Annotated in this window: 2 protein-coding genes; both read left to right on the top strand. The window is 45.5% G+C overall.

The features are described from left to right. Nucleotides 1–290: 290 nt before the first annotated feature. Complete coding sequence (locus IQ263_RS27845) at nt 291–1,241, top strand: ABC transporter ATP-binding protein (RefSeq protein WP_194071266.1); 951 nt, start codon at nt 291–293, stop codon at nt 1,239–1,241. Nucleotides 1,242–1,285: 44 nt separating this feature from the next. Continuing rightward, nucleotides 1,286–2,953, top strand: coding sequence for a hypothetical protein (locus IQ263_RS27840; protein ID WP_194071265.1), 1,668 nt, complete (start codon nt 1,286–1,288; stop codon nt 2,951–2,953). Nucleotides 2,954–3,149 lie beyond the last annotated feature (196 nt).

Here is a 3,149-nt window from a genome sequence, read left to right as displayed (position 1 = left end):
CCCCTTCTCCCCCTCTCCCCCTCAATCGCCATACACAATCTATATGAGTAACAGTTTATCTGTGTTAATCTGCCTCGATCTGCGGTTTCCATATCGCTCAAAAAATCGCGCAATAAGTTTACCAATTGTTAATTACCTTTTGCCCTACCTTACCAAAACTCAAAATCTTTTTAATACTTAACAATTTATTTTACGAAATGCAGGTGACAACTCCTGTATCAAAAGGCTAAGCTAGTTGCAAGCTTTGGAACTAAGCACGAACCGCAGCCAATTTCACTCGCCTTTAAAATATGGCAAAAGAATTAGCAATAGACACTCGCGGACTCACCAAACAATTCGATCGCCATATTGCCGTCAATGACATCGATTTGCAAGTCGCCGCCGGCGAAATCTGCGGGCTGATCGGCCCCAACGGTGCCGGCAAAACTACTTTGCTGCGAATGTTAGCCGCCGCCGAAGAACCTACTACAGGGGAGATTTACATCAACGGCTGTCCCTTGTTGCGCGATCGATCTAACCCCACTCTCAAACAGCACATCGGCTTTCTTCCCGACGACTTTCCCCTGTACGACGACCTGACTGTGTGGGATTATTTAGATTACTTTGCTCGACTCTACAACTTGCGGCAACCCCGTCGCCGAGAACGCATCTATGCAGTTTTAGAACTCGTGCAATTAACCAACAAACGCAACAGCTTAATTTCCACTCTTTCGCGGGGGATGAAACAGCGCCTGAGTTTGGGACGAACTATTATTCACGAACCGCTTTTACTGCTGTTAGATGAACCAGTTTCGGGTCTAGATCCGATCGCGCGATCGCAATTTCGCGAAATCATCAAAGCTGTGCAACAAGCCGGCATGACCGTAGTCATATCATCCCACGTTCTCAGCGATTTAGCCGAACTTTGCACTTGGGTAGGAATTATGGAACTCGGTTATCTTGTCGAAAGTGCCCCTTTGCAAGAACTTTACAAACGCCTCGGAAAACAGCAAATTTTCCTGTCAACTTTGGGAGATTTAGCAGCGCTGACATCGGAACTCAAAAACTTTCCTTGGGTAGAAAGTTGGGAAATATTGCCGGAAACTCAGCAGGTGTGCGCTCATTTTTCAGGAAGCCGGGAAGATGCAGCGAATTTATTGCGATCGCTCGTCAATGCTAACATTCCCCTCACGGAATTTCACTGCACTCAAGAAAACCTAGAAACCATCTTCCTGAAGATGGGACACAAACAAGCATCTTGACAGTTGAGGGCGACTTTTTCAATCACAACTCAAAACTATTACCTATGATTCTCAACATACTAGACACAATCGGTAACTGGAATCCCCAGTTATTTCGAGAAATCAAAGGCCGGCTGAAAATAGGCAAAATTGCGATCGTCAGCTTCCTTTCCCTCAGCAGTCAACTGGTGCTGTTCTTATTTTGGAGTGCCCAGATACCCGTTGTCCCCCCCGTCTCTGAGGGCAATTATCCCACTCACAACCTATTCTGCGCTGGACTTGATGGTAATGCCAAAGGTTATCAAACCCAATGTATCCAAGATGCTGCAGGAAATTTCATCATTAACTGGCCGTCTTGGTGGCTGCAAATATTCGTTTATCTGAGTATATTTAGTGCGATCGTGCTATTAGTAGCAGGCACTTATATGCTAGTGGGCGACTTAGACAAAGAAGAACGCCGCAGCACGCTCAACTTTATTCGCCTCAGTCCCCAATCTGCCACCACAATTTTTCTCGGCAAAATTCTCGGTGTCCCAATTTTATTGGATCTCGCAGCAATTCTGGCTGTACCGCTGCACCTCTACAGCGGATTAGCAGCTCAAATACCTCTGCATCATATTTTATCTTTCGACATAGCAATGGTAGCTAGCTGTGCTTTATTCTACAGCGGCGCGATGCTATTTGGCTTAACAACCAGTTGGTTGGGAGGGCTTCAACCTTGGTTGGCTAGCGCTGCGGTTTTGACTTTTATTACTACAGCTTTTAATGTATCGTCATTCGGCAATGCTGCTGATTTTCTGACATTTTTGTCTCCTGCTGCTGTCCTGAAACAGGTAGTTTCTCACGTTAATCCGTCATCGGATTCTAACCTTAGTTGGTTAATTAAAAAATTCACCGATGTCGAATGGTTTAATTTGCAGGTTGGCGAAAATCTTTTGGCTTGTACCGCCTTATCTTTATTGATTGCTGCGGTTGCAACCTACTGGATGTGGCAGGGATGGCAACGTCGCTTTCCCAACCCGACCGCCACTGTTTTGAGCAAGAAGCAAAGTTATTTGCTGGTGATTTGCTCTCAGTCAATAATTTTAGGATTTGCACTGCAATCCAAAATCACAAATAGCGAAAACATCTTGTGTTTATTGTTCATGAATTTCGTGCTGTTATTAGCTTTAATGGCTGCTTTAACTCCTGAAAGACAAGCTTTATCTGATTGGGCAAGGTATCGGAAACAAATCGTTCCCAGCAATCAGAAGTTGTGGCGCAGATACCCCATACTCGATTTAATTTGGAGCGAAAAAAGTCCGGCACAAGTTGCGATAGCCATCAATTTTTTCATTTCAATAGTGATTTTTACACCTTGGATACTGGTATCGCGCCATACCTTTTTATTCATGATTCTCTTCGTGAATATCCTCATGATTTACGCCACAGTCACCCAGCTATTCTTGTTTGCCAAAATCCGAAACCAGGAAATTTTGGCGGTTTTTACAGTCGGAGGCGCTATCATTTGGCCACCAATTATTCTATCTATGCTTTCCCTCACCCCAGAAAAAGCTCCTTTCATGTGGGTATTTTCAGTCTTTGGGGGCTCGATTCTGGAGAGCGCCTCACCACATACCATTTTTCTCTCCATACTCAGCCAGTGGACTGTCTTGGTGCTGCTGAACTTGCAATTGAGGCGGCAACTCCGACTCGCAGGCGAATCAGCCTCTAAACAACTGCTGAGGGCCTGAAAATGGGGGAGAATTCAGCCCACCCCAGTCGCGGGGCGGGTTGATTGAGATTCCTGACTTGATATCACACCGTTACATAAGACTTACCCAAAGCTACCCAGCTTTATACAAAGCTGGACTTTGAACCTTACTTCCTGTTTCATTCTGGCAGTGTCGGCACTCACCAGTCCGCAGGCTATCCCCGTCTAACTGACGG

It is taken from the genome of Tychonema sp. LEGE 06208, from assembly GCF_015207505.1.
GTDB lineage: Bacteria > Cyanobacteriota > Cyanobacteriia > Cyanobacteriales > Microcoleaceae > Microcoleus.
This window is presented reverse-complemented; position numbering and strand designations above follow the sequence as displayed.